Annotated in this window: 29 protein-coding genes; 12 read left to right on the top strand and 17 right to left on the bottom strand. The window is 73.4% G+C overall.

Translation table 11 applies throughout. The annotated features are described in order from the left end of the window. Nucleotides 1-52: 52 nt before the first annotated feature. A complete protein-coding gene (locus tag ACYQ8L_RS00470; RefSeq protein ID WP_459939781.1) occupies nucleotides 53-1453 on the bottom strand; it encodes a M48 family metalloprotease in 1401 nt (466 codons plus the stop codon). Between the two features lie 114 nt (nucleotides 1454-1567). Between ACYQ8L_RS00470 and ACYQ8L_RS00465 the strand changes: the two genes are divergently transcribed. The 5 genes from ACYQ8L_RS00465 (at nucleotide 1568) to vapC (ending at nucleotide 3773) form a co-directional block, all read left to right on the top strand. Beyond that, complete coding sequence (locus ACYQ8L_RS00465) at nucleotides 1568-1810, top strand: AbrB/MazE/SpoVT family DNA-binding domain-containing protein (RefSeq protein WP_459939780.1); 243 nt, start codon at nucleotides 1568-1570, stop codon at nucleotides 1808-1810. Continuing rightward, nucleotides 1788-2186: a PIN domain-containing protein gene (locus tag ACYQ8L_RS00460; RefSeq protein ID WP_459939779.1), complete on the top strand. Its 399-nt coding sequence runs from the start codon at nucleotides 1788-1790 to the stop codon at nucleotides 2184-2186. The genes ACYQ8L_RS00465 and ACYQ8L_RS00460 overlap by 23 nt, the downstream gene beginning before the upstream one ends. Before the next feature lie 233 nt (nucleotides 2187-2419). Further along, complete coding sequence (locus tag ACYQ8L_RS00455) at nucleotides 2420-2974, top strand: BPSL1445 family SYLF domain-containing lipoprotein (protein WP_459939778.1); 555 nt, start codon at nucleotides 2420-2422, stop codon at nucleotides 2972-2974. Nucleotides 2975-3169: 195 nt separating this feature from the next. Continuing rightward, a complete protein-coding gene (locus ACYQ8L_RS00450; protein ID WP_459939777.1) occupies nucleotides 3170-3385 on the top strand; it encodes a DUF2191 domain-containing protein in 216 nt (71 codons plus the stop codon). Continuing rightward, the gene (gene vapC / locus ACYQ8L_RS00445; RefSeq protein ID WP_459939776.1) at nucleotides 3357-3773 is read left to right on the top strand and encodes a type II toxin-antitoxin system VapC family toxin; all 417 of its coding nucleotides are present in this window, start codon (nucleotides 3357-3359) and stop codon (nucleotides 3771-3773) included. The genes ACYQ8L_RS00450 and vapC overlap by 29 nt, the downstream gene beginning before the upstream one ends. A 31-nt stretch (nucleotides 3774-3804) precedes the next feature. Here the strand turns inward: vapC and ACYQ8L_RS00440 are convergent, their stop codons facing one another. The 9 genes from ACYQ8L_RS00440 to tsaD form a co-directional block, all read right to left on the bottom strand. Then, nucleotides 3805-4206, bottom strand: a complete 402-nt coding sequence (locus ACYQ8L_RS00440; RefSeq protein WP_459939775.1) for a c-type cytochrome domain-containing protein — start codon at nucleotides 4204-4206, stop codon at nucleotides 3805-3807. Next, a complete protein-coding gene (locus tag ACYQ8L_RS00435; protein ID WP_459939774.1) occupies nucleotides 4203-5192 on the bottom strand; it encodes a hypothetical protein in 990 nt (329 codons plus the stop codon). The genes ACYQ8L_RS00440 and ACYQ8L_RS00435 overlap by 4 nt, the downstream gene beginning before the upstream one ends. A 183-nt stretch (nucleotides 5193-5375) precedes the next feature. Continuing rightward, a complete protein-coding gene (locus tag ACYQ8L_RS00430; RefSeq protein ID WP_459939773.1) occupies nucleotides 5376-6065 on the bottom strand; it encodes a SprT-like domain-containing protein in 690 nt (229 codons plus the stop codon). Beyond that, the gene (gene lipB / locus ACYQ8L_RS00425) at nucleotides 6062-6712 is read right to left on the bottom strand and encodes a lipoyl(octanoyl) transferase LipB (RefSeq protein ID WP_459939772.1); all 651 of its coding nucleotides are present in this window, start codon (nucleotides 6710-6712) and stop codon (nucleotides 6062-6064) included. Before lipB ends, ACYQ8L_RS00430 begins: the two co-directional genes overlap by 4 nt. Then, nucleotides 6709-6960 (bottom strand): biotin/lipoyl-containing protein, encoded by a 252-nt coding sequence (locus ACYQ8L_RS00420; protein ID WP_459939771.1) that lies wholly within the window; start codon nucleotides 6958-6960, stop codon nucleotides 6709-6711. The genes lipB and ACYQ8L_RS00420 overlap by 4 nt, the downstream gene beginning before the upstream one ends. Next, complete coding sequence (locus ACYQ8L_RS00415) at nucleotides 6957-7601, bottom strand: lipoyl protein ligase domain-containing protein (protein ID WP_459939770.1); 645 nt, start codon at nucleotides 7599-7601, stop codon at nucleotides 6957-6959. The genes ACYQ8L_RS00420 and ACYQ8L_RS00415 overlap by 4 nt, the downstream gene beginning before the upstream one ends. Continuing rightward, on the bottom strand, nucleotides 7598-8521 hold the full coding sequence (locus ACYQ8L_RS00410) for a homoserine kinase (RefSeq protein WP_459939769.1): 924 nt from the start codon (nucleotides 8519-8521) through the stop codon (nucleotides 7598-7600). Before ACYQ8L_RS00410 ends, ACYQ8L_RS00415 begins: the two co-directional genes overlap by 4 nt. A gap of 3 nt (nucleotides 8522-8524) precedes the next feature. After that, the gene (gene rsmA, locus ACYQ8L_RS00405) at nucleotides 8525-9331 is read right to left on the bottom strand and encodes a 16S rRNA (adenine(1518)-N(6)/adenine(1519)-N(6))-dimethyltransferase RsmA (RefSeq protein WP_459939768.1); all 807 of its coding nucleotides are present in this window, start codon (nucleotides 9329-9331) and stop codon (nucleotides 8525-8527) included. Then, nucleotides 9328-10350 (bottom strand): tRNA (adenosine(37)-N6)-threonylcarbamoyltransferase complex transferase subunit TsaD, encoded by a 1023-nt coding sequence (gene tsaD, locus ACYQ8L_RS00400; RefSeq protein WP_459939767.1) that lies wholly within the window; start codon nucleotides 10348-10350, stop codon nucleotides 9328-9330. The genes rsmA and tsaD overlap by 4 nt, the downstream gene beginning before the upstream one ends. A gap of 313 nt (nucleotides 10351-10663) precedes the next feature. Between tsaD and lexA the strand changes: the two genes are divergently transcribed. The 7 genes from lexA (at nucleotide 10664) to ACYQ8L_RS00365 (ending at nucleotide 20558) form a co-directional block, all read left to right on the top strand. Continuing rightward, complete coding sequence (gene lexA / locus ACYQ8L_RS00395) at nucleotides 10664-11266, top strand: transcriptional repressor LexA (RefSeq protein ID WP_459939766.1); 603 nt, start codon at nucleotides 10664-10666, stop codon at nucleotides 11264-11266. A 148-nt stretch (nucleotides 11267-11414) separates the two neighbouring features. After that, nucleotides 11415-12038 (top strand): recombinase A, encoded by a 624-nt coding sequence (locus ACYQ8L_RS00390; protein ID WP_459939765.1) that lies wholly within the window; start codon nucleotides 11415-11417, stop codon nucleotides 12036-12038. Continuing rightward, a complete protein-coding gene (locus tag ACYQ8L_RS00385; RefSeq protein ID WP_459939764.1) occupies nucleotides 12016-13503 on the top strand; it encodes a Y-family DNA polymerase in 1488 nt (495 codons plus the stop codon). Before ACYQ8L_RS00390 ends, ACYQ8L_RS00385 begins: the two co-directional genes overlap by 23 nt. Before the next feature lie 183 nt (nucleotides 13504-13686). Next, a complete protein-coding gene (locus ACYQ8L_RS00380) occupies nucleotides 13687-14511 on the top strand; it encodes an IclR family transcriptional regulator (RefSeq protein ID WP_459939763.1) in 825 nt (274 codons plus the stop codon). A gap of 120 nt (nucleotides 14512-14631) precedes the next feature. Continuing rightward, on the top strand, nucleotides 14632-16791 hold the full coding sequence (locus ACYQ8L_RS00375; protein ID WP_459939762.1) for a molybdopterin-containing oxidoreductase family protein: 2160 nt from the start codon (nucleotides 14632-14634) through the stop codon (nucleotides 16789-16791). After that, nucleotides 16791-17246 carry a 4Fe-4S dicluster domain-containing protein gene (locus tag ACYQ8L_RS00370; protein ID WP_459939761.1) on the top strand — a complete coding sequence of 152 codons (456 nt, stop codon included), beginning with the start codon at nucleotides 16791-16793 and terminating at the stop codon, nucleotides 17244-17246. The genes ACYQ8L_RS00375 and ACYQ8L_RS00370 overlap by 1 nt, the downstream gene beginning before the upstream one ends. A gap of 45 nt (nucleotides 17247-17291) precedes the next feature. Further along, nucleotides 17292-20558, top strand: coding sequence for an error-prone DNA polymerase (locus ACYQ8L_RS00365; RefSeq protein WP_459939760.1), 3267 nt, complete (start codon nucleotides 17292-17294; stop codon nucleotides 20556-20558). 305 nt (nucleotides 20559-20863) lie between these two features. Here ACYQ8L_RS00365 and ACYQ8L_RS00360 read toward each other — a convergent pair whose 3' ends face one another. The 7 genes from ACYQ8L_RS00360 to ACYQ8L_RS00330 all read right to left on the bottom strand — a co-directional run bounded on the left by ACYQ8L_RS00360 (nucleotide 20864) and on the right by ACYQ8L_RS00330 (nucleotide 26004). Next, entirely contained in the window at nucleotides 20864-21433 is a 570-nt protein-coding gene (locus ACYQ8L_RS00360; protein ID WP_459939759.1) for a peptide-methionine (S)-S-oxide reductase MsrA, read from the bottom strand. A 9-nt stretch (nucleotides 21434-21442) separates the two neighbouring features. Beyond that, nucleotides 21443-21655: a hypothetical protein gene (locus ACYQ8L_RS00355; protein WP_459939758.1), complete on the bottom strand. Its 213-nt coding sequence runs from the start codon at nucleotides 21653-21655 to the stop codon at nucleotides 21443-21445. 2 nt (nucleotides 21656-21657) lie between these two features. Further along, nucleotides 21658-22101, bottom strand: a complete 444-nt coding sequence (msrB, locus tag ACYQ8L_RS00350; RefSeq protein ID WP_459939757.1) for a peptide-methionine (R)-S-oxide reductase MsrB — start codon at nucleotides 22099-22101, stop codon at nucleotides 21658-21660. A 162-nt stretch (nucleotides 22102-22263) separates the two neighbouring features. Continuing rightward, nucleotides 22264-22965 (bottom strand): spondin domain-containing protein, encoded by a 702-nt coding sequence (locus ACYQ8L_RS00345; RefSeq protein ID WP_459939756.1) that lies wholly within the window; start codon nucleotides 22963-22965, stop codon nucleotides 22264-22266. 10 nt (nucleotides 22966-22975) lie between these two features. Next, nucleotides 22976-23677, bottom strand: a complete 702-nt coding sequence (locus ACYQ8L_RS00340; protein WP_459939755.1) for a spondin domain-containing protein — start codon at nucleotides 23675-23677, stop codon at nucleotides 22976-22978. 144 nt (nucleotides 23678-23821) lie between these two features. Further along, a complete protein-coding gene (locus tag ACYQ8L_RS00335; protein ID WP_459939754.1) occupies nucleotides 23822-25291 on the bottom strand; it encodes a sensor histidine kinase in 1470 nt (489 codons plus the stop codon). Then, the gene (locus ACYQ8L_RS00330; protein ID WP_459939753.1) at nucleotides 25288-26004 is read right to left on the bottom strand and encodes a response regulator transcription factor; all 717 of its coding nucleotides are present in this window, start codon (nucleotides 26002-26004) and stop codon (nucleotides 25288-25290) included. Before ACYQ8L_RS00330 ends, ACYQ8L_RS00335 begins: the two co-directional genes overlap by 4 nt. Between the last annotated feature and the right edge of the window lie 90 nt (nucleotides 26005-26094).

The raw sequence follows: 26094 nt of genomic DNA, 5'->3' as shown, positions 1-26094 counted from the left end.
TTCAACCCTCTCCGTGTCCTCCGTGCCCTCCGTGGTGCGTGCCCCTGCCGCCTCACTCCTGGCCGGGCCGCCGATCCCGGAGGCTCCGCAGGGCTTCCTCCACCTCGGCCCTTCGCTCGCCGGGGGGAAGGTGCTCGAGGGCCTGGCGGTAGTGGCGGGCGGCCAGGTCGGGCCGGCCCTTCTCCCGGTAGTAGTCCCCCAGCAGGGCGTGGCCCTCCCCGAGCTTCCCGGCCTTCCCCAGCGCCATGCCCCGGTAGTACGGAAGCTCCTCCCATCCGGGGTCGAGCCGCGCGAGCTCGTCGTACACGGCGAGCGCGTCCTCGCCCCGCTCCGCCTCGAGATAGGCCCATCCCAGGTCGCGCAGGGCCGGCGCCGTGGCCCGGCCCTCGGACCGCAGACGCTCGAGCAGCGAAACCGCCTCATCGGTCCGGCCTTGCCGGAGCCAGGTGGCCGCCCGCTCGTGGAGGATCTCCGGATCGCCCGGGGCCAGGGCCTCGGCCTTCCCCAGGGCATCCAGGGCCTCCTCGTAGAGGCCCCGCTCCCGCAACAGGAGCGCGAGGCCGAGCCACGAGGCCGGCCGGCCGGGGGCCTCCCGGGTCCGCTGGCGGAACAGGTCCTCCCCCCAGGGCCTCGGGTCCTCCACGAGCACCCGGGCCTGGGCCCGCCACAGGCGGTCCGGGTCGGGCGGCGGGAGCTCGGTGCCGGGAGGGATCAAATCCGCGAGATACACGGACCGGTTTTCCGGCAGGGGGTGGGTGAAGAGGTAGGCCGGCACGCCCTCGGGGGTGGGCGAGCTGCGCCGGATCGTCTCCATGAACCGCACGAGCCCCCAGGGGTCGTACCCGGCCGCCACCAGGGCCCGGGCGGCCCGCCGGTCGGCGTCCTCCTCGTCCTCCCGGCTGTACTGGAGCATCTTGGCCTGGGCGCCGGCCACCCCGAAGGTGGCGATGGCCGCCCCGGCCTTGGGGTTCCCCAGGAACGCCCCCGCCAGCACCGCCGCCATCGCCCCCAGGTTCACTTTGGCGGCCTTCTCCATGCGGTGGGCGATGTGCCGGCCCTCCACGTGGCCGATCTCGTGGGCGATCACGCCCGCGAGCTCCGCCTCGTCGGCGCACGAAAGGATGGTCTGGCTCGTGACGAACACGTGGCCCCCCGGCACCGCGAACGCGTTGATCCGCGGGTCGGCCACCACGTGGAACCGAAGGTCGAAGGTGTCGGCTCCCATGGCCCGGGCCACCCGGGTTCCGACGTCGCGGAGGTACCCGTCGAGGTAGGGGTCGTCCAGCACCCGGAACTCCCGGCGCACCTGGGCCACCACCCGTTCCCCGAGCTTTCGCTCCTCGGCCCGGGTGAGCGCGCCGCCCCCCGCCGGCCGCGCCCCGGCGCAGGCCGCGATGGCCGCGGCGGCCACGAGCCCCCCCAACCAAAATGTGAGCCGTGTCTTCGCCACCATGCGGGCAGGGTACCGGACACTTCCTGCCCGCGCCAAGGGGGGCAACCGGCGGGCCCGGAGTCCCGATTGACTCCCCCTCCTTACCTAACTATGCTCGAACGTAAGGAGGTCGCCATGCTGCTGAAGGTCACCACGAAACGGCAGGTCACGTTCCCGGCCCACGTGCTCGAGGCATTGGGGGTCCGGCCCGGGGATCGGATCGAGCTCCGGGAGTGCGAGGAGGGATACCTCCTCCTCCCACGGCGCGTCGACGAGTCCCGGCTCGCGCCGTTGCGGGACAAGTTACGCAAAGGCAAGGGAACCTTCGACCTGGAAACGTTTCGAAGAGAACGCCATGACCCGTCGCTTCGGGATTGACACCTCGATTCTCGTACGCCTCCTCACCGGCGATCCTGAGGACGAGTTCCGGGCCTGCGTGGAAGCCCTGACCCAAAAGATCGAGGGGGAAGGCGCCGAGGTGTTTGCTTCCAACATGGTGATCGCGGAGGCGTACATGGCGGTCCAGCACCACTACGGCGTGACCAAGGCCGAGGCCCGGCAGGGCCTCCTGAGCGTGCTCCAAAGCGGCCTCGTGGCCCCGCTCAACGGCCGGGGCGTGCTCGACGCCCTCAAGGAAACCGGGGGCTGTGGGTTGGTGGACCGCCTCATCGCCGACGACTACCGGGCGGCGGACCTCCTGACCCTGACGCTCGACCGCAGGATGGCCCGCCTGCCGGGCGCCCGCCGTCTGTGATCCCGGACGTTATTGCTCCGGCGGCTAAACAGGCACGCTCCGGGGCATGGGGCCTGCCGGAGCGCCGGGCGTGGCTCCTGCAGCGGCCGGTTGCCGCACTGACGCGCGGCCGGAAGCAGGCCCCATGCCCTGGCGACTTCCTTGCGCGCCTCTATCGGCGCCGCGTTGATAAGATCGTTCAACGCGCAATGCCCTCGCCATTACCTCACCTCACTCTGGCAGGAGAGACCGGTATGCCTTCGAGATCCCCGAGGTTGTTCTGGTGGTTTGCCGCCTTCCTTTTCCTTTGCCTGACACCCGCTGCCCAAGCCGCCACGGCCCGGGAGATCGACGTGGGGGTGGACGTGGCCCTGGAGCGGTTCCAGAAGGAGGTGGTGGGGGCCGCCGCCTTACTCGCCTCGGCAAAAGGAGTTCTCGTCTTTCCAAAGGTGATCAAGGCGGGGTTCGGCGTCGGCGGGGAGTACGGGGAGGGCGCGCTGCGGGTAGGGGGGAAGACCGTCGCGTACTACAGCACGGCCGCCGCCTCCATCGGGTTCCAGCTCGGGGCCCAGGTGAAGACCGTGATCCTGCTCTTCCTCACCCAGGAGGCCCTCGACGGGTTCCGGCGCTCCGAGGGATGGGAGGTGGGGGTGGACGGGTCCGTGGCCCTCGTGAACATCGGGGCCGGGGGGACGATCGACACGACCACCCTGAAGAAACCCATCGTGGCCTTCGTGTTCGGCCAGAAGGGCCTCATGTACAATCTGACCCTCGAGGGGGCGAAGTTCACGCGGGTGGACAAGGACTGAGCCTCCACCAGACTGCCCCCCTACGCCCGGGACAACAGAGAGTGGATTGGGGCCATTTTCACCCCTTTTCCCCGCCCTTCACGGCCGTGGTCCAGATGGCGACCCGCAAAACTTGCCCGCCATCGGTTGACAAGATACAGAATTCTCTTAGGATAGCTTGTGCAATCCGACCACACACGGTCTGGAGATATTCTCATGAGACGGACAACCATCACCGTCCCCCAGGAACTCGTGGACGAACTGGTTTCCCTGGTGAACGCCCGGTCCAAGACGGACGCGGTGCTGCAAGCGATCAAGGAGGAGATCCGGCGGCGCAGGAGAGACCGAATACGGGACATGGCCGGTCAACTCGACTTCGACCTGACAGCGGACGAACTGCGTCATGAAGACGACAGAACCGGCCTCCGGTAGGATCCTGGTCGACACCTCGGTGTGGATCGAGTTCTTCCGCGGGCGGGAACCGTGTCGCGCCGCCGTGGATCGGTGGATCCAAGAAGACCGAGTTGTCTGCGTCGGATTGGTGCTGGGAGAACTTCTCCAGGGGGCTCGGTCCCGGCGGGAACAGCGGGTACTCGAAGAGTTCTCCCGCGTGTTCCCGTTCCTCCCCGAAAGCCCGACCCTATGGGCCCAAGCCGGCCTGCTCGCGAACCGCCTCCGGCGCGAGGGGACCACCGTGGGCCTGGCCGACTGCTATCTGGCGGTGTCGGCCGTCGCAGCCGGAGTGCGCATGGCCACCCTCGACCGCCATTTCGACCTCATCGCCCCCGCGGCCGGTCTCCGGCTGGAGCCGATCGGGTGAGCCCGTCCAGCCCGGCGGACCCCACGGGGCTTTACCGGGGGGCGCCTTCGCGGATCCACTCCTCGATACGCCGGATCTCGGCGTCGGACAGGGGGTCGGCGCCCAGGGGCATCAGGGGGCGGTCGCCTCCCTCGGTGATCCGGTCCAGGAGGTAGCTCGCGGCCGGGTCGCCCGGCACCACGCGCTTTCGGTCGGGCCGGCGGTGGGCCGGGGCGTTCACGAGGTCGTCGTAGGCGCGGTCGTCCCCCAGATGGAGCCCCCCGGCCGGGCGGTCGCCCGTGTGGCACCCCGGGCGGGCGCAGTGGGGGGCGAGCACCTCCTCCACCAGGGCCGCGAAGGCCCCCTTGGTCGGCGGTGGAGGCTGTTCCGAAACTCCCTGCTGGCACCCCGCCAGGAGGACGGCCGCCGCGAGCCCCACAATTTCCTTTCTCATCCTCCGTCTCCTTTCCCCTGGGCCCGCCAGAGCTCCACGATGCGGGCCAGGACCTCGTCCTTCGTGCGAAGCATCTCGTCCTTGGAGCGGCAGCTCACCCGGCCGGCGCCGGCGCCGGGATGGCCGTCGCCGATGTTCAGGGCACGCATGATCTCGCCCACGTCCTTGGGCTCCCCGGACCGGTTCTGGCGAATGGTGAGCGACATGGAAAACCCCAGGTCGTTCGTTTTGCGGCCGTTGCGAAACGCGCACTCCACCGACACCACGGCCAGGGCCTCGGGGTAGAGCACCTGGGCCAAGTTCTTCCAGACGAAGGGCTTACGGTTGTGGCGGGTGAGATCCACCAGGACGATCGACGGCTCTATGTCGAGCGGCCGGGCATCCTGCTCCAGGAGCCGGAGCATGTTCTCCTCTTCCGCCAGGTAGGCCTCGTAGCGCCGGCGCACCGCCTTGGCCCGGGCCACCTTCTCGAGCCCGTGGTCCCGCAGGGCGTAGACCAGGTTCCGGTAGAACAGGTTTCGCTGGGAGGGCGACCGGAACTCGCCCTTCATGGCGTTGGCCACCACGTGGGCCGGGGTTTCGGCCCGCCACTCCTCCACCGAGGCGTAGTCGAAGCTGTCCACCACGTCCACGGCGCCCACGAGCTCGGCGAAATGGTCGGGGAGCTTCCGCCCCTCGTCCAGAAGGTACTGGTACACGACCCGGGCGCAGGACTTCTCGGGGGCGAACCGGCCCGGAATCGAGGCCGGATCCAACCCGCGCTCCTCCAGGTCGGCCAGGTTGCCCTGGTGGTGGTCGAACCACAGGGCGCACTCCGCGGGGTACGGCAGGTCGCACACGATGTCCCGGGCGGTCACGGTGGCCCGGGCCTGCTGGATCTGCACCGGGCCCGCGAAAAAGATGCGGTTCACGCCGTAAGCCTTGGAGCACAGGGCGGCCGAGGCCACGCCGTCCAGGTCGTTGTGGGTCACGATGGTTTCGTACATGGGAAGTTCGGTCCTCGGTCTGCGGTCAACGGTCTGCGGTCGGGGGCGGACGGCCCCTGGGCGGCTCGGCTGCCGGGAATCGTGAATCGTTCGGTCGCTGGGCGCCCCCGGCGAAACACCGGCCTAGGCGAATCCCCCGTCCGTCAGGGGGCGCGAGGCTCCCGCCCGGGGGCTGCAGGCCGCCTAGCCGCCTAGCCGCCTAGCCGCTACCAGTTTCGGGAACTCCCGGTCGAACCACGCCCGGGCCTCGGCGTGGTCCGGGAAGGTTTTCTCCCAGGCCCGGAACCGGGCCCCGTGGCGCCGGCCCTCGGCCGGGCCGTGGCGGACGTGGAGGAGGTGGTGCACGAGTTCGTGGTGCACCACCGAGGCCACGGCCGCCCGCGGCACCCCGGGTCGGTCGAGCACGGGGTGCACCCGGATCACGGCCGGCGGGCCGGGGCTGTAGGACCCCACCCGCACCACCCGGCGGCCCGGGCTCCGGCGCCGCCCCCAGGAGACCGCCACCGGCGGGAGCCCCCCGAACCCCGGCAGGCGAAGGAGGTCCTCCAGGATCTCGGCGAGGTCGTGGGCCCGGCCCCGGGGCCGCACCACCACCCGCCGCGGCCGGGGTTCGCCCCGGTGCCGGCGGAAGTGCTCCAGGGCCGGCCCGAGCCGGGTTCGGTCCCCGTCCAAGAGAAACCGGCCGAGCCCCTCCCACACCTCGGGCGGGGCGTGGCGAAACGAGCGGTGAAGCCGCACCGTGACCTCCCCGGCCGACCGCCGCACCGAGGCGTACACCCGGCGGTTCTCCGTCCACACCCACCGCACCGCCCCCCCGAGGCGTGCCGAAAGGGCCTTCTCCACGGCCTCCCTGCCGCCGACCCGGGGGTTCACCCCTCCGCCTCCCGCCGCAGGTCCCGGAGCCGGACCAGGATCTCCTCGATCAGGGCCTCCCGCACCACCCCCAGGGGCACCGGGGCGTGGTCGGCCACCCGGGTCATGGGCACCCCCACGAGGCCGCAGGGGGTGAAGTGCCGGTATACCCGGGGGTCGTTCGCCACGTTCACGGCGATGCCGTGCCGGGTGATCCAGCGGCGCACGGCCACCCCGATCGAGGCGATCTTGGCCGGCCCCACGAACACCCCCACGGGGTCCCGGCCCGGCCGGGCGGGGATGCCGAACCGCTGGAGCGCGGCGACCCCGGCGTCCTCCAGGGCCCGCACGTACGCCCTGAGGTCCCGGCCCCGGGTCCTCAGGTCCACGATGGGGTAGATCACCACCTGGCCGGGGCCGTGGTAGGTGGCCCGGCCTCCCCGGTCCACGGGCACCACCTCGACCCCCCGGGCCCGCCACTCCTCGGCCGAGAGCCCGGCGTCGCCCGGCTGGGTGGACCGGCCCAGGGTGATCACCGGCGGGTGCTCGAGGGCCAGGAGGATCTCGGGGCCTTCGCCCCGCAGCAGGGCCTCCCCGAGGCGCTTTTGGAGTTCCCATGCCTCCCGGAACCCCACCCGGCCGAGCCGGCGGACCTTCGGGTCGGTCATGCCGGCTCCGGCCGGATCCGGGCCACGACCTGGTCGGGGGCCACGTCGGCGCCGGCCTCGGCCAGCACCTCCACCACCACACCGTCCACCTCGGCCTCCACCTCGAACACGGCCTTGTCGGTTTCGACCTCGAACAGGACGTCGCCGTCCCGCACCCGGGCGCCCGGCTCCACGTGCCACGCCACGAGCACGGCCGTGCCCACGTCGTCCCCCAGCCGGGGTACCCTCACCTCCACCAGCGCGCTCATCCGATCTCCTCCTGACGAACCCGGAGCCCGGCCTCGATCGCCTGCGCCAGACGATCCGCGTCCCCCCGGAACCCGGCCGCCCTGAGGGTGGTCAGGAACTCCCGGTGGGGCCGACCGCGGCGATAGGCGGGCTCCCGGGGCGGATGGGGAAGATACCGGTCCACGAGGTCGAGGTCCATCTCCACGAGGAGGCTCGCCTGGTAGAGAAACCCGCCCCGCCGGGCGAAGGCGCTCGACCCGAGCACCTTGCGCTCGCCCGCGCAGAGGTCCCCCGTGCCCCGGGGAGCGAGGCGAAGGCCCGTCGCCCCTCCCGCGACCTCGGCCAGCACCTCCACGGTGCGGCGAAGGAGCCTCCCCACCCCCACGGGGCTCTCCAGGGGCCGGGACACACTCACCACCCAGCATCCGGGAGCGAGGACCACGGTGCCGCCCCCCCCGCGGCGGCGGTACACGGGCACCCGGTCGGCCCGGCACCGGTCGAGGAACACCTCGGCCTCGGGCCGGCCCGACCGGCCGAGCACCACGGCCACCTCGGTCACCGGCCACACCCGCACCCCCCCGCCCCGGGCCAGGACGTCGGCCGCCAGGAGGTCCTCGTCCCAGGCGATGGGCCGAACCCCGGGGGCCCCGGATCCCCTCACCCCGTCTCCCCCCGAAGGGCCTCGAGCTTCGCCACGAACTCCCCGGGGTCCTTGGGCGCCCCCTCCACCATGGCCCGCCCCGGCAGCCAGGCCCGCTCGATCCGAAGGCACAGGAACCGCAGCGCGGCCCGCCGGAGCCACGGGCCGAGGTCCCGGGGCGGCGGCTCCGGCGCCTCGGCGCCGTAGCCCCGGAGGAACGGTTCGGCGCGGGCCGGGTCCAGGCCCTTCCCCGCCCACGCCGCGTCCAGGAGCGTCACGGCCAGGTCGTAGGGGAGCGGCCCCCGGCCCGCCATGTGGAGGTCGAGAACGGCGCGCACCTCGGCCGCCCCGGGCGCAAAGAGCACGTTGTCCAAGAAAAGGTCGGCGTGCACGAGGCCCCAGGGCGCCGCGGTTTCGTCCACCCGCTCCTGGTAGGCGGCCTCGTCCCGCAGGAGGGCGGCCACCCCGGGCCGGCCCGCCTCGATCTCCCGGGCGAGACGCCGGGCCAGCGGCACGAGTTCGGCCGCCGCCTGGGGGCCCCCGCGGCTCACCGGAGCGCCCCGGCCCACCCGGTGGAGCCGGCCGAGGCACCGGCCCAGGGCCTCGAGCCGCTCGGGCCCCGGCCGAAGGTCCATCTCGCCTTCGACCCAGGGCACCACCACGGCGGGCCGGCCGCACACCTCGCCCACGTCCCCCACCGGCGCCGGGCAGGGCACGCCCCCGGCGGCGAGCGCCCGGGCCAACTCGGCCGTCTCCCGGGCCCGCCCCGGCGGCTCCCGCTCGAGCAGGGTCAGCACGTACCACCGCCCCCCGGCCCGCACCCGGTAGTTCGTGTTCTCGATGCCCTGCCCGATCGGCTCCATCCGTTCCAGGGCCCCCAGGCCCCGGGCCCGTAGGAACGCCTCGGCCTCTTCGGGGGGAACCGGGGTGTACACCGCCACCGGCTACCCTCCCCGTTCGGCCGCCGCGTTGGCGAGCCGGATCCAGGCCTCGGTCCCGAGGGCCTCGGCCCGTTCCCGCCCGGTGAGGCCGGCCGCCTCCAGGCACCCCGCCGGGTCGGCCACGGCCCCGGCCAGGGCGTTCCGGAGCATCTTCCGGCGCTGGCCGAACCCGGCCCGGACCACCCGCCACAGGGCGGCCTCGTCGGCCAGGGGAACCGCGGGCTCGGCGAGCACGTCGAGCCGGATCACCTGGCTCTCCACCTTGGGCGGGGGCGTGAACGCCCCGGGCCCCACCCGGAGCACGCTGCGCACCCGGCAGAAGGCCTGGGCGAGCACGCTCAGGCCCCCCCGGGCCCGGCTGCCCGGGGGGGCCAGGACCCGCTCGGCCACCTCCCGCTGGAGCATCACCGTGATCGACGAAAACGCCCGGCGGTCCTGGAGCAGCTTGGCCAGAAGGGGGCCGGAGATGTTGTAGGGCAGGTTTCCGGCGAGCCGAAAGCGCCCCCCGGCCCGTTCGGCCAGGGCCGGGTAATCCACCGCCAGGGCGTCGGCCTCCAGGACCTCCAGCCCCTCCCACCCGAGGGCCCGGAGCCGCTCCACCATCCGGGGGTCGGCCTCCACGGCCCACACCCGGGCGCCCGCGTCCAGGAGCGCCCGGGTGAGCCCGCCGGGCCCCGGCCCGATCTCGAGCACGCGCTCGCCCGGGGCCGCGCCCGCGGCCTCGGCGATCCGGCGGATCACCCCCCGGTCGTGGAGGAAGTGCTGGCCGAGGCCCTTTTTCGGGGGGGGAACCGAGGGGGCCGGGCTCACAGGTCCTCCAGATCCCAGGTGGGCACCGCGTCGAGGTCGGCGCCGGAGCGGTACCCCGTGAGGTAGCGGTGCAGTCCGGCCGCCGCCACCATGGCGGCGTTGTCGGTGCAAAGCCGGGGCCGGGGCACCACGAGGCGGATCCCCATCCGCCCGGCCAGATCCGCGGCCCGGGCCCGGAGCCGGCTGTTACAGGCCACCCCGCCGCACAGCACGAGGGTTTCGGCCCCGGTCTCCTCCACCGCCCGGCGGGCCTTGGCCAGGAGCACGTCCACCACGGCCTCCTGGAACGAGGCGCAGGTGTCCCGGAGTTCGGCCTCGGTGAGGCCCTTCAGGAACTTCTCCCGGTGGGTGCGAACCGCGGTCTTCAGGCCCGAGAAGGAAAAATCGAGGGACGGGTCCGCGAGCATGGGCCGGGGGAACCGGTACGCCTCCGGGTCGCCCTCCCGGGCCAGCCGGTCGATCACCACCCCGCCCGGGTAGCCCAGGCCCAGAAGCTTCGCCACCTTGTCGAAGGCCTCGCCGGCCGCGTCGTCGAGCGTCTGGCCCAGGAGCCGGTAGCCCCCCCGCCGAGGGCTCCAGTAGAGGGCCGTGTGGCCGCCCGATACCACGAGCCCCACGAAGGGGAACCCCACGTCGTGCTCCAGAAACGCGGCCGCCAGGTGGGCCTCCAGGTGGTTGACCCCCACGAGGGGGAGGCCCCGGGCCCAGGCCAGGGCCTTGGCGAACGAGAGCCCCACGAGGAGCGCCCCCACGAGGCCCGGCCCCCGGGTCGCGGCCACGGCGTCGAGGTCGGCGAGGTCCACCCCGGCCTCCTCGAGCGCCCGGCGCACCACGGGCACCACGGCCTCGATGTGGGCCCGGCAGGCCAGCTCGGGCACCACCCCGCCGTACTCGGCGTGGAGCGCGGCCTGGCTCGCCACCACGTCGGCAAGGAGGCCCCGCTCCCCGCGCAGCACGGCGGCGGCGGTCTCGTCGCAGGAGGTCTCGACGGCGAGAATCAACGGGTCGGAACGGCTCAAACGGGTCTCCTCGGGAGCGTTCGGCGGGGCGGCGAAGCGGTTGGCGACCCGGCCGCCCCCCTTCCCTGTCGCCTGAGTTCTGTCCTCTGACTCCTGACACCGGCGCGGGTTCATACCATCCCGCGGCCCGGGCGTCCAGGTCTGCCCCCTTGCATGGCATACATTTGTGTGCTTTACTTCTGCCGGGCGGCTCGGCCGCTTGGCGGCGTGGCGGGTCGGTTCCGGCTAGGCCCATCTCGCCGCCAAGGTCTGGGAACTCTCAGCCTCCCAGCTTTCCAGCCTTCTAGCCTTCCAGCCGACCAAGGAGCGTCCCATGGCCCCCACCCCGCCCGGTGAGACCCGGCAGAAGGTGTTCCGGTTCGTGCGCGACCGCATCCTCGCGGGCCACCCGCCCACGGTGCGGGAGGTGCAGGAGGCCCTGGGGTTCCGGTCGGTCCAGACGGCCCGCAAGCACCTGGAGCGGCTGGTGGCCGAGGGCCGGCTCGTGGTGACCCGGGGCAAGGCCCGGGGGTACCGCCTGCCCGGGTCCGCCACCCCCACCGTGCTCGTGCCGCTCCTCGGGCGGGTGCCGGCCGGCCCCACCGACACCGCCGTGGAGCACCTGGAGGGGTACCTGCCGGTGGAGGCCCGGGGGGAGGAACCCGAACTCTTCGCCCTGCGGGTGCGGGGCGACAGCATGGTGGGCGCCGGCATCCTGCCGGGCGACCTCGTGGTGGTCCGGCGCCAGGCCACGGCACGCACGGGCGACATCGTGGTGGCCCGGGTGGGCGACGAGGCCACCGTGAAGCGCCTCCGGCTCACCCGGGGCCGGGTGGAACTCCTGCCCGAAAACCCCCGGCACGAGCCCATCGTGCCCGACCCGGCCGAGGTGGAGATCCTGGGCAAGGTGATCGAGGTGCGTAGAAGGCTGGAGTAGGAGCGGCCGGCCTGGCTGGGAAGCCAGAAGGCGGGGACGCTGTGACGTGAGAACGTTGGGGCGTTAGGACGCCCCGTGCGGACGTCATCACGTCCGCACGCCCAGCCGCCCAGCCGCCTAGCCGCCCAGCCGCCCAACGGAGAATTCTATGTCCCTTGCCGCGCTTCGCTCGATTCCCGTGGTGCCCGCCTCGCGGCTCGGCCGGTCGGCCTCTCCGGCCGAGTGGAGCCTGGAGGGCCTGGCCGGCCGGGTGGTGGAGGTGTCGGGGTGGGCCCACCCCGCCCCCCTCACGGCGGCCGTGCTCCTCGTGCGCGACGCCCAGGCCCGGGGGGAGCCCGTGGCCTGGATCACCCCGGAGGAGAGCGCCTTCTACCCCCCGGACGCGGCCGAGGCCGGGGTGGACCTCGACGCCCTGGCCGTGGTGCGGGCCCCCGGCCTCCGGGAGGCCCTGCGGGCGGCCGACCATCTCCTCCGGTCCGGCGCCTTCGGCCTGGTGGTGCTCGACCTGGGGGACCGCCGGGACCTCACCCTGGCGGCCCAAACCCGCCTCGGGGGCCTCGCCCAGGAGCACGGCGCCGCCCTCGTGTGCCTCACCCGAAAGCCCGACGGGGCCCCCTCCCTGGGGTCGTTGGTGTCGCTTCGGGTGGGGGCCGGCCGGCGGCGGCTCGGGCCCGGCCGGTTCGTCTGCCGGGTGGAGGCGCTCAAGGACAAGCGCCGCGGCCCGGGCTGGGGAAAGGAGGTCCCCTGCCGTGCCCCGGACGGCCTACGTTGAGGTGCCGGACCTGCCCCTCCAGGTGCTCCTGCGGCGCCGGCCGGAGTGGGCGGGGCTTCCCGCGGCCGTGGTGGACCGCGACCGGCCCCAGGGCCGGGTGCTCTGGGCCAACGGCCCGGCCCGAGGGCGCGGGGTGGTGCCGGGCCTCCGGTACGCCTCGGCCCTGGCCCTGGCCCCGGACCTCCGGGCCGGGGAGGTGCCCCCGGCCGACCTGGAGGGGGCCCGGGCCGGGCTCCTCCGGGCCCTCCAGGGTCTCACCCCCGGGGTCGAACCCCATCCCGACCGGCCCGGGGGGTTCTGGCTCGACCCCCGGGGGCTCGGGCGCCTGGCCGGCCCGCCGGAGCGGTGGGCCCGGGCCGTGGCCCGGCGGGTCGGGGCCGAGGGGTTCCGGTGCCGGGTGGTGGCCGGCTTCACCCGGCTCGGCACCTTCGCGGCGGCCCAGCGGCCGGGGCCCGCCGGGGTCGTGGTGTTCCGGAATTCGGCCGAGGAGGAGGCCGTGGCCCGGCGGGTGCCCCTGGGGCGGCTCGGGCTTCCGCCCGGGGAGCGCGAGCGGCTCGCCCGCCTGGGGGTGCGCACCCTGGGGGGCCTCCTCGGGCTCCCGGCCGCGGACCTGGCCCGGCGCATCGGCCCCGGGGCAGCCGGGCTCCGGGCCTGGGCGGCCGCGGGGCCGGAGGGGTTCGCCCCGGAGCCCCTGCCCTCCCCGCTCGCGCGGCGGGCCCCCTTCGACCAGCCCGAGGGGAACCTCCACCGGCTCCTTTTCCGGGCCAAGGGGCTTTTGGACGAACTCCTGGCCGAGTTGGCCGAGCGGGGGGAGGCCCTGGCCGGGCTCACGGTGCGCCTGGGGCTCGAGGACGGGGCGGTGCGGGAGGAGCGGCTCCGGCCGGCCCGGCCCACCCTGGATACCCGCCAGGTGCTCAACCTCGTGCACCTGCGGCTCGAGGCCGGGGGGCTCGGGGGCGGGGTGGAAGACCTCGAACTCGAGGCCGAGCCCGCCCCGGCCACCCGGGAGCAGCTCCGGCTCTTTGCCGAGCGGCCCCGCCGCGACCCCCGGGCCGCGGCCCGGGCCCTGGCGCGGCTGCGGGCCGAACTGGGGGAGGACGCCGTGGTGCGGGCCCGGCTCCTCGACGGCCACCTGCCCGAGGCCCGGTTCGCCTGGGAGCCCCTGGGCGAACTCCCCCCGGCCCGGCCCCGGCCCGAGGCGGAGCCGGTGCTCGTGCGGCGGATTTTCTCCCGGCCCCGCCCCCTGCGGCCCCTGGGGCGCCACGACCCCGACGGCTGGGTGCTCCGGGGCGAGGCGGCCGGCCGGGTCGAGGCCCTCCACGGCCCCTACGAGGTGAGCGGCGGGTGGTGGCGCACCCCGATCCACCGGGAGTACCACTTCGCCGAACTCTCCACCGGCGAGGTGCTCTGGATCTACTACGACCGGTTCCGGCGGCGGTGGTTCTGGCAGGGGGAGGTGGAGTGAGGGGCCACGAAACCCGATTGCGGGCGGTTCACCGCCTCCGGGCGCCCCCTTTGGACTTGACATCCGAGAGCCGGCGGAAGTATTTTTTGTTTTATATAAAAAACATTGTTCTGTATACACAACTAACCCGGGGACCCGGCAGGCCGAAGCCCCTTCCCCGTCCACGGGGGGCCGTGCAACCCCATGACCCCATCCCCTTCCTCCTACACCCGCCGCGTCCCGGCCGTGGACCAGGCCGTCCAGCTCCTTTTCTGCCTAGCCGCCCATCCCGGTCTGCCCCTCACGGAGCTCTGCCAGCGGGTGGGTATCCACAAGAGCAAGGGGCTCGCCATCCTCAACACCCTGGCCGCCAGGGGGCTCGTGATCCGCAACGAGACCTCCAAAACCTACGCCCTGGGCCCGGCGCTCCTCGCCCTGTCCCGAAGCGTTCTCGATCACTCGGAGATCCGCACCCTGGCCGCCCCCTACCTGGAACCCCTCAGCCGGGACACCGGGGGCTCGGCGTTCCTGGGCCTGCGGGTCGGCGACCGGATGTTCGTGGTGGCGAGGGCCGAGGCGCCCTCCGGCATCGGGGTCACGATCCGGGTGGGGCACGGGTATCCCCTGACCTGGGGCGCCCACGGGAAGGTCCTGGCCGCCTTCGCCCCCGGGGAGGAGCGGCGGCGGATCCTCGGAGCGCCCGTGCTCCACTTCTACGGGGCCCAGCCGCGGGAACGGGTGGACCTCGCCGGCCTCGAGGCCGAGCTCGCGGCCTGCCGCACAGCCGGCTATGCCGTGGACCCCGGCCGCGTCCAGCCCGGCATCGCGGCCGTGGCCGCGCCGGTTTTCGGTTCCGGGGCCGCCCCGGTGGGCTGCGTGATCCTCGTGGGCCCGTTCCCGGCGGATCGGGCCGAAGCGTTCGGCCCGCGGGTCAGCGAGACGGCCCAAGAACTCGGCCGGGCCCTGGGGCCGGTGCTGGAAGCCCTCGGCCGGAGGGAAACCGAAGATGCCCCTTCCCCCGGCGCCTGAAAGGACCCGCGGGCCGGCCGGAGGCGGCATCGGGCCTGCGCGCCGCCCGGCGTTCCGGCAGGCCCCGGGCACGACCCCGGAGCGGAACCCACCGGACTTCCCTTACGCGAGGAGGATCCCATGAGCACGTTTCGGCCCCACCAGGTGAACCGGGAAATGGAGGTGTACGGGTACGACCGGGTGGTCCGCAGCCACTGCCGCATGTGCCACGGGGGCTGCGGGGTGCTCGTGTACTGCCGGGGCGACCGGGCCGTGAAGATCGCGGGCGATCCCGACTGCCCCATCAGCCGGGGAGCCCTGTGCCCCAAGGGGATCGGCTCGCTCCAACTCGCCTACCACCCCCAACGCCTCACCCAGCCCCTGCGCCGGGTGGGCCCCAAGGGCAGCGGCCGGTGGGAGCGGATCTCCTGGGACGACGCCCTCGACGCCATCGCCGAGAAGATGCTCCGGTTCAAAGAGACCCACGGTGCCGAGTCGGTGGTGTTGGGCTACGGCACCGGCCGGGAAAACGAGGCCGTGATCTACCGGTTCGCCAACACCTTCGGCACCCCCAACGTGCTTACGGCCGGCCATTTCTGCTACGGCCCCCGCATTGCCACCGGCCTCATCACCTGCGGCGGCGTGCCCGTGGTGGACTACGAGAACCGCCCCCGATGCCTCGTCCTTTGGGGCAACAACCCGGTCATCTCCAACCCCGACGAATACAAGGGCGAGTCGTTTTCCCGGGCCCTCGACGAGGGGGCCAAGCTGATCGTGGTGGATCCCCGCCTCACGCGGGCCGCGGCCCGGGCCGACCTGTGGCTTCCGCTGCGGCCGGGCACCGACACCGCCCTGGCCCTCGGCCTGGCCCAGGTCATCGTGGAGGAGGGCCTCTACGACCGGGAGTTCGTGGAGCGGTACGTCCATGGCTGGGAGCCGTTCGTGGAGCGGGTGCGGCAGTATCCGCCCGAACGGGTGGAGGAGATCACCGGGGTGCCCCGCCGCACGGTCGTGGACGCCGCCCGGTTGTTCGCCACCACCAAGCCCGCGGCCATCCAGTGGGGGGTGGCGATCGAACAACAGAACACCTGCGCCGACAACAACCGCGCCCTCATGGCCCTGATGGCGATCACCGGCAACATCGACGTGCCCGGCGGCCAGGTACTGTTTCGGCCGCCGCCGGTGCGCTCGGTGAGTGAGTTCGGGGCCCACAAGCTCCTCCCGCCCGAGCAGCGGGCCAAGCGGCTCGGGCGGGATCGGTTCCGGCTGGCCGACCATTTCGCCATCATCACGCCCAAGGCCGTGTGGGACGCCGTGCTCACCGGGCAACCCTATCCGGTCAAGATGCTCTTCTTCATCAGCTCGAACCCGCTGCTCACCCGGGCGCAGGCCGGGGAGGTGCGTCGGGCCCTAGAAGCCGTGGAGTTCATGGCCGTGGCCGACTTCTTCCTCACCCCCACGGCGGAACTGGCCGACATCGTCCTACCCGCGGCCACCTGGCTCGAGATGGATTACATCGGCGACTACTGGAAACGCCACGGCTACCTGGTGGCGCGCCGGAAGGTCATCCAGGTGGGCGAGTGCCGCTCGGACCACGAGATGCTCAACGACCTCGCCCACCGGGTGGGCCTGGGGCACCTGTGGTGGGACTCGTTCGAGCAGGCCCTCGACCACATCCTGGAACCCATAGGGATCACGTTCCGGGAGTTTCTGCGCATGGAACACGTGCGGGGCGAGGTGCGCTACCGCAAATATCGGCAGAGCGGCTTTTCGACCCCCACGGGCAAGTTCGAACTCGCCTCCACCCTGCTCGAGAGGTGGGGGTACGACCCGCTGCCCCAGTACCGGGAGCCGCCCGAAAGCCCCGTGAGCACCCCCGACCTGGCCCGGGAGTTCCCGTACATCCTGATCACCGGGGCCCGGCTCCCGGGGTTCTTCCACACGGAAAACCGGCAACTCCCGGGGATGCGGGAACTCCACCCGGATCCGCAGGTGGAGATCCACCCCGACACCGCCGCCAAGGAGGGGATCGCCGAGGGGCAGTGGGTGGAGATCTCGTCGCCCCGGGGCCGGTGCCGCCAGAGGGCCAAGATCACCGCAGCGGTGCCGCCCCACGTGGTGGCGGCCCAACACGCGTGGTGGTTTCCCGAGGAGGGCGACCCCGGCCACGGCTGGGACCGGGCCAACGTGAACCTCCTCACCGACAACCGCTACGAGGCCTGCGACCCGGCCATGGGCGCCACGCCCGTGCGCACCCTGCTCTGCCGCATCGCCCCCGTTCCGGAGGAGGGAGGACCGTGATGAACCGGTTTCGGCTTTGGATCGACGAGGACCGCTGTTGGGGGTGCCTGGCGTGCGAGGCGGCCTGCAAGCAGGAAAACCCGGCCCCCTTCGGGGTGAAGCGGCTGCGGATCGTGGAGGACGGCCCCCGGCGCGTGGGGGACCGGTGGGAGTTCCGGTTTGCGGCCCGACGATGCCTGCACTGCGACGACCCGCCCTGCGCCAAAGCGTGTCCTACCGGGGCCATCGTTCACCGACCGGACGGGGTGGTGGTGCTCGACGAGGAGAACTGCTCCGGGTGCCGGGCCTGCCAGGAGGCGTGCCCCTTCGACGCCGTGGCGTTCGATCCGGAGCGCGGCGTGGCCGTGAAGTGTAACCTCTGCCATCACCGCCTCGACGCCGGGCTCCTGCCGGCCTGCGCGGAACCCGTGTGCCTGGCCCGGTGCATCCGGCTGGAGGCGACGGACCCAGCGTGAACGCCCCGGGGATCCGAGGGCTTCCGGCCTGACGAGGCCGTTCCCATGGTTCCCGCCCTGTGGTGCAAGAGCAACTACTCGTTCCTCGAGGGGGCGAGCCACCCCGAGGAACTCGTGGAGCGGGCCCAGGAGCTGGGGCTCTCGGCCCTGGCCCTCACCGACCGCGACGGGGTGTACGGCGCGGTGCGGGCCCACGTGCGGGCCCGGGAGCTGGGGGTGAGGCTCCTCGTGGGCGCCGAGGTCACGGTGGCCGACGCCGAGGACGCCCCGGCCTCCACCATCGTGCTCCTGGCCCAGGACCGGGGAGGCTACGCCCGCCTGTGCCGGCTCCTCACCCGGGGCCGGCTCCGGAGCCCCAAGGGCGCCTCCCGGGTCACCTGGGACGAGGTGTGCGACCACGCCCCGGGGCTCCTGGCCCTGTGGGGCGGGGACCGGAGCCTGCTAACGGCCCCCGAAGAGCCCGGGGCCGTGGCCCGGCGCCTCCGGGAGGCCTTCGGCGACCGGCTCTACGCGCTCGCGGCCCGCCACCGCCGGGCCGAGGAGGTGGCCGCCGAGGCCCGCCTCCGGGAGCGGGCCGAGCGCTGGGGGATCCCGGTGGCGGCCGCGGGGGAGGTGCTCTACCACGCCCCCGACCGCCGGCCCCTCCAGGACGTGCTCACGGCCATCCGTCACCGCACGGCCGTGGCGGCCCTGGGCCGGCGGCTCCGGCCCAACGCCAACCACGCCCTGCCCCCGCCCCACCGCCTCGAGGCCCTGTTCGCCGACGACCCGGCCGCCCTGGCCCGGGCCCGGGAGGTGGCCGAGCGGTGCACCTTCACCCTCGCGGAACTCCGGTACCGGTACCCGGCCGAGGCCCTGCCCGACGGCACCACCACCGGCGACCTCCTGCGGCGGCTCACATGGGAAGGGGCCCGGGAGCGGTTCGGCGGCCGGGTGCCCCCCCGGGTGGCCGAGCAGATCGACCGGGAACTCGCCCTGATCGACGAACTCGACTACGCCGGGTACTTCCTCACCATGTGGGAGATCGTCCGGTTCTGCCGGGAGCGGGGCATCCTGTGCCAGGGCCGGGGCTCGGCCGCCAACTCGGCCGTGTGCTACTGCCTGGGCATCACGGCCGTGGACCCCACCCGGGTGGACCTTTTGTTCGAGCGGTTCCTCTCGCGGGAGCGGGCCGAACCGCCCGACATCGACCTCGACATCATGCACGAGCGCCGCGAGGAGGTGATCCGCCACGTCTACGAGCGCTACGGCCGGGACCGGGCGGCCATGGTGGCCAACGTGATCCGGTACCGGGTGCGCTCGGCCGTGCGCGACGTGGGCAAGGCCCTGGGGCTTTCGGAGACCGTGCTCGACCGGGCGGCCAAGGCCCTGGGGTACCGGCCCGGGTCGGCGGCCGACTTCTGGGGCCTGACCGGGCTCGACCCCCGAAACCCGGTCCACGACCACCTGTGCCGGTTCGTCCTGGAGATCCAGGACTTCCCCCGCCACCTCTCGATCCACCCCGGGGGGTTCCTGCTCGGCCACGAGCCCGTGTGCGACCTCGTCCCCATCGAGCCGGCCACCAAACCCGGCCGCACCGTGATCCAGTGGGACAAGGACGACCTGGAGGACCTGGGGCTGTTCAAGGTGGACCTCCTGGGCCTCGGGGCCCTGACCCAGCTCGACCGGGCCTTCCGGCTGGTGCGGGAGCACTACGGGGTCGAACTCTCCATGGACCGGATCCCCCCCGACGACCCGGCCACCTTCGACATGATCTGCCGGGCCGACACCGTGGGGGTGTTCCAGATCGAGAGCCGGGCCCAGATGGCCATGCTGCCCCGGCTGCGGCCCCGCTCGTACTACGACCTCGTGATCCAGGTGGCCATCGTGCGGCCCGGGCCCATCACCGGCGGCATGGTCCACCCCTACCTGCGCCGGCGCCAGGGCCTGGAGCCGGTGACCTTCCCCCACCCCAGCCTCGAGCCCGTGCTCGCCAAGACCCTGGGGGTGCCGCTCTTCCAGGAGCAGGTCATGCGGCTTGCGATGGTGGCGGCCGACTACACCCCGGGCGAGGCCGACCAACTTCGGCGCGACATGGCCGCCTGGCGGAAGACCGGCCGGATCGAGCGGCACCGCGACCGGCTGGTGGGCCGCATGGCGGCCAAGGGCATCCCCCGGGAGTTCGCCGAGCGGGTGTTCGAGCAGATCCGGGGATTCGGGGAGTACGGGTTCCCCGAAAGCCACGCGGCGAGCTTCGCCCTCATCGCCTACGCCACGGCCTGGCTCCGGTGCCACTATCCCGACGTGTTCCTCTGCGCCCTTCTGAACGCCCAGCCCATGGGGTTCTACCACCCGGCCACCCTCGTGGAGGACGCCCGGCGCCACGGGGTGGAGGTGCGGGGGGTGTGCGTGAACGAAAGCGAGTGGGATTGCGCACTTCAGGAGTCAGAGGACAGAAGACAGAGGACAGGGGACGGGGAGGCCCCGCCCCCCGCCGGGAGCCCCGGCGGGGGCCGAGAGGAGGGGAAGCCCAAACCCACCACGGTCCGAGCTTCGTCGACCGACCCATCCCCGCAAGAGGCCCCGGAGGGCCTTCCGGAGCCGGACCCTGTCCTCTGTCCTCCGACTTCTGACTCCCGATACGCCGTGCGGCTGGGGCTTCGGTACGTGAAGGGGCTTTCGTTCCGGCGGGACTGGCCCCGGATCCGGGAGGCCCGGCGTGGGGGGCCGTTTCGGTCGGTGGACGACTTCGCCCGGCGCACCGGGCTCGACCGGGGCGCCCTCGACCGCCTCGCCGAGGCCGGGGCGTTCGAGGGCTTGGAGCCCGACCGCCGCCGGGCCCTGTGGCGGGTCGGGGCGCCCCGGGATCCCCTGCCGCTCGCGGAACCCGCGCCCCCCGAGCGGCTGCCGGCGCTCTCCCCCTTCGCCGAGGTGGTGTGGGACTACGGGGCCACGGGCCTAAGCCCCCGGGGGCACCCCCTGGAGGCCTTCCGACCGGCCCTGGCGGCCCGGGGCATCCCGTGCGCCCGGGAGGTGGCCGCCCTCCCGGCCGGCGCCCGCACCCGGTACGCCGGCCTCGTGATCTGCCGGCAGCGGCCCGGCACGGCCGCGGGGACCACGTTCTTCACCCTGGAGGACGAAACCGGGTTCGTGAACGTGGTGGTGTGGAAGCGGGTGTTCGACCGCCACCCCCGCTTGGCCCGCACGGCCGCGCTCTTGGGGGTGACGGGCCGGATCGAGGCCCAGGACGGGGTAGTCCACCTCGTGGCCGAGGCCCTCTGGGAACCCCGCCTCCCCCGCCCCACGGCCCCCCCGAGCCGGGACTTCCGGTGAGGGCCCGGCGGACCGCCAGGCAACCCGTTTGCGAAACCAGACAGGCCGCCCCTCGGCCACGGACCGCGTCTCGGATATGGGAGGAGATATGGGAGCGCCGCCCGTGCCAGGTGCCAGGAGACAGACGACAGAAGACAGGGGTTCTCTGACATCTGACCTCTGAATTCTGCCCCCTGATACGGCAGCCGCCCCCACAGGGTGGGACGAGCTGAGACGCCGGAATCACAGGGGGTTTTGTCTCCTCGCGTCCCAGCATCCCAGCGTCCTAGCGTCCTAGCGGAAATCACTTGGACGCCCCCGCCCGGTCAGTTCTCTGCGAGGCCCAGTTCCGCGAGCACCAAGGCCCGGAGATCCTGCGGCAGGTCCAAGGCCTCCACCGCCTCGGCCGTGGGGGTGCCGTAGCCGCCGAGCCAGCCGTTCAGGCGCGCCGCGGCCGTGGAGTCGGCGGCCGCGTCCTCGCCCCCGAAGTGCTCCACCAGGGCCCGCCACAGCCGCCCCCGGCTCCGCAGGACGTACTTCTGGTGGTAGGCCTCCGCCCGGTAGAACGGCCCGGCCGGCTCGAGGGCCGTGCGCACGGGCCCGCCCAGGCGCCCCTCCACCTCCCGGAGGCTCTCCCGGGCCGCCCGTTCCTGCTCGGGGGTGTGGTAGAAGAGCGCGTTTCGGTACTGGCGCGACCAGGGCCGGCTCCGGGGGTCGTGGGCGTCCCAGAACACGGCCAGGAGGTCCCGGTAGGAAACCTTGGTCGGGTCGTACACCACCCGCACGGCCTCGCTGTGGTCGCCGATGGACCGGTAGGTGGGGGAAGGAGTGGTGCCGCCCGCGTACCCCGCCGTGACCCGAAGCACGCCGTCGATACTCCCGAACCGGGAGTCCACGCCCCAGAATCACCCCAGGGCGAAGGTGGCCGCCTCGGCCGGCACCCCGCCCGACCCGGGGATGGCCTCCTTCGGATTTGTCGAAACCACGCGCGCCGTCTCCATGTTTCCTTCTCCCGGATCGGGGGGCTCCACCGAGGGGCAGGCCGCGCCCGCGGCCCAGGCGGCCACTGCCCCCAGGACCCACGCGGCCGCAACCCCCGCACAAAGGGTTCGGTTCATGTCTACTCCCCCCTCGGAAGCGGCGCAAACGCGAGGGCCGCCGAGTTGATGCAGTACCGAAGCCCGGTGGGCGCCGGCCCGTCCGGGAACACGTGCCCGAGGTGTCCCCCGCACCGGGCGCAGTGCACCTCCGTGCGCACCATGAAAAACTTGCGGTCCTCCTTGGTGCCCACGTTCTCCTCGGCCACGGGCCGCCAGAAACTGGGCCACCCGGTGCCCGAGTCGAATTTGTGCTCCGAGAGGAACAGGTCGGTGCCGCACCCCGCGCACCGGTACACGCCCGTTTCGTGGTGGTCCCAGTACGCGCCGGTGAACGCCCGCTCGGTGCCCTCCTGCCGGAGCACCCGGTACTGCTCGGGGGTGAGCCGCTCCCGCCAGTCGGCATCGGAGAGGCGAACCGGCTCGGCCTCCACGTACCCGCCCTTCTCCACCGAATAGATCCGCATCGTTTGGCTTCCTTTCTCCCCCGCCCATCCGGCCGCAACCGTGATCCCCACGACCACGACCGCGCCCCAGACCCTCGTCAACGCTCTTGATTGGCGCATGCCCTCGTCTCCTTTGTCGGGCCGCCGGCTTCCGGCTTACACCGGCGGCCCGACGCTACACGATCACCGTAGGCGCTCCACCTCGACCCATCCCACCGGGGCCAGAAACCGGTGGGAGGCGTCGAGGGCCGATCCGGCCAGCCCTTCCGCCGCGGTCACCACCCCGGGGTGCACCCGCACGCCACCGCCGGCCTCGCGCTCCGGGTTGTACCCCTCCCCACCCCCGGCGGGCCCCGGGATCGTCTCCGCCGTTTCGGTGTTCGTCTCGGTGCCGGCGTCGTAGGGGATCAACTCCGCCCGGGCCACACCGCCCACCGGGAGGTTGCCCGCGGCCACCCGGGCGGCCGCGAACCCGTCGTTCGTGTTGACCAGCATCCCCGCCACGTCGACCGCCAGATCGGCGGACACCTCGACCGACCGCGTGACGGTCCACGACGCCCCCGGCGCCACGGCCGAGGCGGCCGCCACCCGGTCCACGACGGCCGGATTCCCCGCCGCCTCGGCGAGGAGGGCCGCCCCGTCCCCCGCCTCGGCCAGCCGCTCCAGCCCATCGGACGCCGTCTCCCCCACGGCCCACGGCTCGTACCCGGCCTGGTGAACGATCGCCACCGGCGGCGAGAGGGGCTGGCGGTTCGTGGCGTTGATCACGGTGATCCGGTACTCGGCCCGCCGCGGGCCGTCGCCGTCGTCGCCGCCGCACCCCGTGAGCCCCACCGCCCCGGAGAGGGCGGCAAACACCGAAAACGTCCACAACACGGTTCGCATGGCGCCCCTCCTATCGGACCGTGATCCGCACGGCGGCCACCGGGTTGAGCCACCGGTGGACCGCCGGATCCAGATCGCTCGGGCCGCCGTCGGGGTCCGTGTCGCCGAGGGTCCCCCGGTGGACGTGGACCGTGGGGTTGGCATCGGCGCCGGCGGCCCCCGTGGCCCCCTCGCCCGCGTGCTCCCCCGGGTCGGCCGGGATGCCCGGCTCCCCCGGGGCCCCGCCCCCCGTGATCCGCTCGTCGTTCGCCTCGGTCCCGGCGTCGTAGAGGTTGAGGGTCAGCCGGTACTCCCCCGGCTCGGCCGGGATCGGCCACCGGTCCAACCCGACAAACCCGTCGTTCGTGGGCAGGGCCATGGCCACGATCGAAAGGAACCCGTGACCGCCCGCCCCGGTGTCGAGCCGGGCCGTGGCCGTTTCGCCGGGGCCCAGAAGCCCGCCCGCCGGGTCGGCCACGGTGTCGGCGTCCGCGCCGCCCAGGTCCGCCAGAAGGCCCGTAAGATCCCCTCCCTCGGCCATCGCCCGAAGGCTCCCGGAGGCCGGCTGCCCCACCTCGAACAGGAACTCGTCCGCCCCGTGGGCCGTCACCAGAAGGGGGGTGAAATACACGCCATGGGTCGCGTTGGTGACCTCCACGGTCACCTCCGCCGCCACGGCTCCGCCGGCGAACCAGCCCAGGATCGCCACCGCACCCACCAGTCCTCGTCGCATGCCGTCCTCCTTCGCCCCTCGGGCGTCTTGGGGAAACCCACCGTGGGGACAAAGGTAGCGGGGAAAGATCCCGTGCTTGTCCGGAAATCCTAACGATTTCGTCACGGGGTGGAATTCGGCCCGGGGCGGGCCGGTGCGGGGGCCTCAGGCCTCGGGCGAAGGCGGCGGCTCGGGCAGGGTGAAGGAGAACTCGGCGCCCCCCTCGGGCCGGTTCCGGGCGGACACGGTGCCCCCGTGGAGGGCCGCGACCCGCCGTACGATGGCGAGCCCCAGGCCGTGGCCGTCCCCGGCTTCCGGCCGGCCCCGAAACCGCCGCTCGAACACGTGGGGCAGGTCTTCGGGGGGCACCCCGGGGCCCTCGTCGCAGACCGAGGTCTCCACCCACCCCGGGCGGACCCGGCGGAACCGCACCGTCACGCGGCCTCCGGAGGGGCTGTGGCGGGCCGCGTTGTGCAGGAGGTTCTCCACCGCCCGCTCCACGAGCCCGAGGTCGGCGCGCACGAACAGGGGCTCCTCCGGCGGTTCGACCCGCACCTCGACCCCGCGGGACCGCGCCACGCCGGCGAAGGACTGCACCGCGTCCTGCACGAGTTCCTCCAGGGGAAATGTCTCGGGGGAGGGGGCCGCGTCGGGGGCGTCGAGCCGGGCGAGGGCCATGAGTTCGTCCACCAGGCGCGCGAGCCTTCGGCCGGCCGCGAGGGCCTCGGCGAGATGCCCGGATCCCTCCGCCCCCTCCCGGACGCCCTTTCGGGCCGCGGTTTCCAGATGGGCCAGCAGGGACGCGAGCGGGGTGCGAAGATCGTGGGAGATCCCCTCGATGAGGGCGCGCCGCTCCTCGTCGGCCCGGCGGATCCGGGCCATCTGGTCGGCGATCCGTTCGCGCATGCGGTCGAAGGCCGCCGCGAGCGCCCGCAGTTCGTCGCCGTCCTCCCTGGGATCGACCGTTTCCCCGGCCTCCCGTTGGAAGGCCTCGACGCGGCGGCGAAGATCGCGCACCGGCCGGGTCACCCAGAAGAACCCGAGGAGCCCCAGCGCGAACACCGCCACGAGGAGCCCCGCCGTGTTGAGCAAAACCAGCCGGGCCACGTAGCTTCCGCGAAACAGTTCGAGGGCCCCCCGGTAGGGCTCCCCGGCCAGGACCACGTACAGGTACCCCCGCAGCTCCCCGTCGGCCCGCACCTCCGCCGCCGAGAACAGCGCCCGTTGCCCGGGGGCCCGGGGGTTGTCGCCCCACACGGGTCCTTCCCCGGTTCCCGCGAGAAACCGCCGGACCGGTCCGAGGTCGATCGCCTCGAGCCGCACCCTGCCGGGCGGCGCCGAATAGGCCAGCAGCCGGCCCCGGGGGTCGGTGAGGTACACCTCGATCGAGGGGTTCACCTGCATGAGGGTGTGGAAGATCTCCCGGAGCCGGTCCTCCCCCACGGCGCCCCCCGCGCCGATCAGGCCGTCGGACACGAACCGGCGGGCCAGGTCCCGGTGGAGCCGGTAATGGGCGTCGGTGAGATACCGCCGGGTTGCCCAGAGGGTGGTGGCCACCGAGGCGACGGCCACCAGGGCCAGGAGGCCCGCCAGCACGGCGGCCAGCCGGGCGTACAGGGTGCGGAACACCTTCACCGTGCCCCCCCGTCCTCGTCGTCCGGGAACGTGTAGCCCACGCCCCACACCGTGCGCACGTAGCGGGGTCGCCGGGGGTCGTCCTCGATCTTGGCCCGCAGCCGGTTGATGTGGGAGTTGACCGTGTGTTCATACCCCTCGTGGCCGTACCCCCACACCGCCTCCAGGAGCTGGGCCCTCGTGAACACCCGGCCCGGATACCGGGCCAGGTGGAGGAGCAGGTCGAACTCGGTGGCCGTGAGGGCCACGGAGCGCCCCTCCACCCAGACCCGGCGCCGGGCCGGGTCGATCCGCAGCCCGCGGCGCTCCATGGGCGCCTCCTCGGCCGGGTCGGCCGACACGGCCCGCTCGGCCCGGCGCAGGAGGGCCCGGACCCGGGCCACGAGTTCCCGCACCCCGAAGGGCTTCGTCAGATAGTCGTCGGCGCCGAGTTCCAGCCCCAGCACCCGGTCGGGCTCCGACCCCCGGGCCGTGAGCACCAGCACCGGCACCGCATTCCCCCGCGCCCGCAGATCGCGGCACAGATCGAGCCCGTCGCCGTCGGGCAGGGAGAGGTCGAGCACGATCAGGTCCACCCGCCCGGCCCGCAGCCGGGCCCGGGCCTCGGCCAGCGTGCCGGCCCGCTCCGCCTCGAACCCGAAGTCCCGCAGGTTCTCCGCCACCACCCCGGCGATGCCGGGGTCGTCCTCCACCACCAGGATCCGCCTTGCCACCTCGTCGATCCCTCCTTCGGCCGGATTCGCCCCGGCGCACGGCTTGCCCCGGGGCCGGGTCCTGGCATCCTACCGGAACGCTCCCGCTTC

It is taken from the genome of Deferrisoma palaeochoriense (genome assembly GCF_054656955.1).
Note: the sequence above shows the minus strand (reverse complement) of the source record. Positions and strands in the feature narration are given on the sequence as shown.